We start from the raw sequence: 2961 nt of genomic DNA on the forward strand, positions 1-2961 counted from the left end.
AGCGATCGATCGTTTTATCGAATTGCGGTTCTTGTACGACTACCTCGACAATGACAAACTCTTGTTCCGGCTCAATCAAGTGATGAGCCGCGTTGGACTTGCGGCTTTACCCCCACAAGTTGGCCAATGGCTCTCGCAAGCGTCCACGCTGGTGCAGTCGCGACGAACACGATTACTGACACCACCGGCGGGCGAGTCTCCTTTCCAATCGCTTCAACACTCCAACTCGATAGGCAAACAATGAAATACGGCATGAATCTTCTTTTGTGGTCCGGCGAAGTCACGGACGAACTGATGCCTGTTTGCGAACAACTCAAATCAGCCGGCTACGACGGTGTCGAGTTGCCGATGTTCAACATCGACCTCGACTACGCAGCGATTGGCAAGAAGCTTGACGACATGGGGCTAGCCCGTACCGCCGTCACGATTCGCGGCGAAGAGGACAATCCGATTTCGCCCGACGCCAGCGTGCGTGCCAAGGGCATCGAGTTGACGAAGAAGACCTTGGACTGCTGTGCCGCCGCAGGCGTGGAAACGTTGGTTGGCCCCTACCACTCGGCAATCGGCGTGTTCAGCGGAGCAGGTCCCACCGAAGACGAATGGAAGTGGGGCGTCGAAAGCATGCGTGCGGTCGCCGAACATGCAGGCAACGTCGGGGTAAAATTAGGCGTCGAGGCGCTGAACCGCTTTGAATGCTATTTCCTGAACTGCCACGCCGACTCGGCTCGTTTCGTTCGCGAAGTCGACCATCCCGCTTGCGGCATGATGTACGATACGTTCCATAGCAACATCGAAGAAAAGGGAATCAAAGACGCGGTCAAAGTCGGTGGCGACAAACTATTCCACATCCACATCAGCGAAAACGATCGTAGCACCCCAGGCGATGGACATGTTCGCTGGGAGGAAAACTTTGACGCGATTGCCGAAATGGGCTACGACGGCTGGATGGTCATCGAAGCATTTGGACTAGCCCTTCCCGAAATCGCCGCCGCCACCAAAATTTGGCGCCGCATGTTCAAGGATGAAATCACGTTGGCCACGGAAGGCTTAAAATTCATGAAGAACGAAGTCGAGAAGCGTAAGTAATCCAATGGCAAATACAACCGCTGATCTCGTGCTGTTTCTGTCCGGCGATTTGATGTTCGCATCCCGCGTGCGTGGTGCGGCAGCGAATGCCGAGTTGCAATTCAAGTTCAGCGGGAATTTGCCCGCAGGGGACCTCGACTCGGTGGCCTACGTGATCATCGACTTGTCAACACGCAGCAAATTGATTCCCGATGTGGTCGCAGAGATTGCATCCCGCTGTCCGGCCGCAAAAGTGATTGCCTATGGGCCTCATGTCCAAGTCAACCAGCTCAACGCGGCAAGGCAGGCCGGTGTTCCTACGGTGATGACGCGAGGCCAATTCGACGCGGCGCTGCCAAGCTTATTTGTCGGATAGGAGTCCAGTAGCGAAAGTCGTGAAGACTTTCGTCCACCATGCCCCCCGAAACTGTTGGTGAGTATCGTTTGCGGAAGGGCCTTTTTTGCAACGAAAGTCGTTGACGACTTCCGCTACGGTCAAACCCTTATTTTCAATCCAGACAAACGTCTAACTTGACCGCTGGTAGATCGCGGTCAGCAGCGACTCGGTGTCCTTGAACTTTTTCTTGCCCGCGATCGCTTCGTCGATCAAACGCCGTGCATCCGCTTCGGTATGTCCCAGCGTGATCAAGGCATCGAACGTCTCGCCGATCACTTCGCTGCCGGCCTCGGGCGTTTCGCCAATCGCCCCTGGATCGACCATCAAGGCGAAGCGAGGCATTTTGCGGCGAAGTTTCGCGATGATTCGCTCGCTCGTTGCTGGCCCCACGCCTGGAAGTGCCGAGAGCGACTTGGCGTCTTGCTGTTCGATCAGCACTGCCAATTCCTTGACCGGACGTACCATCGCCCGCAGCGCTTTCTTCACGCCGACACCATCGACGCTGCAGAACAGGTCAAAAAACTGGCGTTCGGGTTCCGACAAAAAACCGATCAATCGCGGGGTCAAACGTCCGCCCTGGGCCGCATTGCCTTCGATGTACTGAAGCGTATGCAGCCGCGCCTCGTCACCGATCTTCCCTTGCAATTGACGACGTGTGAAATCGGCAACAAAGACCTCGTATTCAAACGGGGCCGATTCAATCACCACCGAGGCCTCACCGACGCGAACCAATTTCCCTGTAATCGTGACGATCAACAGACTGCATCCTACAAATACGTGTTATTAAATAGTGGGAAAGGAAAATGTGGGATAGGCTTCCAGCCTGTCATCTGCGAGTGAAGCTTCCAGCCAACCATCAGCCTTCTTCAACGAAAATACTTCCGCTTGTTCGTCTACTTCACCAACTTGTCGAGCGGCGTGTTGATGCCCAAGTGATGGCCACACAACGCGATCGCTAAGGCATCGGCGACATCCGCCGGCTCGGGCAGATTCGCCAATCGCAGTTGCAACTTCACCGCCAATTGCATTTGGCTTTTGGGGGCTCGGCCGTTTCCGGTCAACACCTTCTTCACTCGCGTGGGTTCAAAGTGTCCCACCGGAATTCCTGCTTCACCGGCGGCTAAACAGATCACGCCGCGGGCGTGTCCCATCAAGATTGCCGTTCGCGGTCGCTCGTAATGCGAAAACAACTGCTCCAGCGCCATCATCTCGGGGCTTAACGCCTCGATTACTTCTTTGACGCCGGTGTAGATTTCTCGCAAACGCATCTCCAGCGGATCCTTGGCACGGCTGCGAATGATCCCGGCTTCGCACAACTTGATCGTCGCGCCATGAACCTCGATCACCCCGTACCCGGTTGTATTCAAACCAGGGTCAATGCCTAGAATCCGCCGTCCTGATACGCCGCCTTTAATCACGAGCTACGTTCCCAGCTCGTGCCTTCCTTCTTGTCCAGCAGCGCGACGCCCAGTTCGCTCAGCCGATCGCGGATCGCATCA

Annotated in this window: 4 protein-coding genes and 1 pseudogene; 3 read left to right on the forward strand and 2 right to left on the reverse strand. The window is 55.6% G+C overall.

From position 1 onward, the window contains the following. From ABX962_RS33910 to ABX962_RS33920, 3 genes and pseudogenes are all read left to right on the forward strand, one after another. Positions 1-244 (forward strand): annotated as a pseudogene (locus ABX962_RS33910) (hypothetical protein); the annotation flags it as partial. After that, complete coding sequence (locus tag ABX962_RS33915; RefSeq protein WP_372726091.1) at positions 241-1086, forward strand: sugar phosphate isomerase/epimerase family protein; 846 nt, start codon at positions 241-243, stop codon at positions 1084-1086. The pseudogene ABX962_RS33910 and the gene ABX962_RS33915, both read left to right, overlap by 4 nt. A 4-nt stretch (positions 1087-1090) precedes the next feature. Further along, complete coding sequence (locus ABX962_RS33920) at positions 1091-1441, forward strand: histidine kinase (RefSeq protein WP_372726092.1); 351 nt, start codon at positions 1091-1093, stop codon at positions 1439-1441. 150 nt (positions 1442-1591) lie between these two features. On the opposite strand, the gene ruvA is transcribed toward ABX962_RS33920, so the two are convergent. Next, positions 1592-2218: a Holliday junction branch migration protein RuvA gene (ruvA, locus tag ABX962_RS33925; RefSeq protein ID WP_372726093.1), complete on the reverse strand. Its 627-nt coding sequence runs from the start codon at positions 2216-2218 to the stop codon at positions 1592-1594. A 137-nt stretch (positions 2219-2355) separates the two neighbouring features. Further along, positions 2356-2880 (reverse strand): crossover junction endodeoxyribonuclease RuvC, encoded by a 525-nt coding sequence (gene ruvC, locus ABX962_RS33930; RefSeq protein ID WP_372726094.1) that lies wholly within the window; start codon positions 2878-2880, stop codon positions 2356-2358. Positions 2881-2961: the final 81 nt, after the last annotated feature.

Source organism: Novipirellula sp. (genome assembly GCF_041583735.1).
Lineage (GTDB): Bacteria > Planctomycetota > Planctomycetia > Pirellulales > Pirellulaceae > Novipirellula.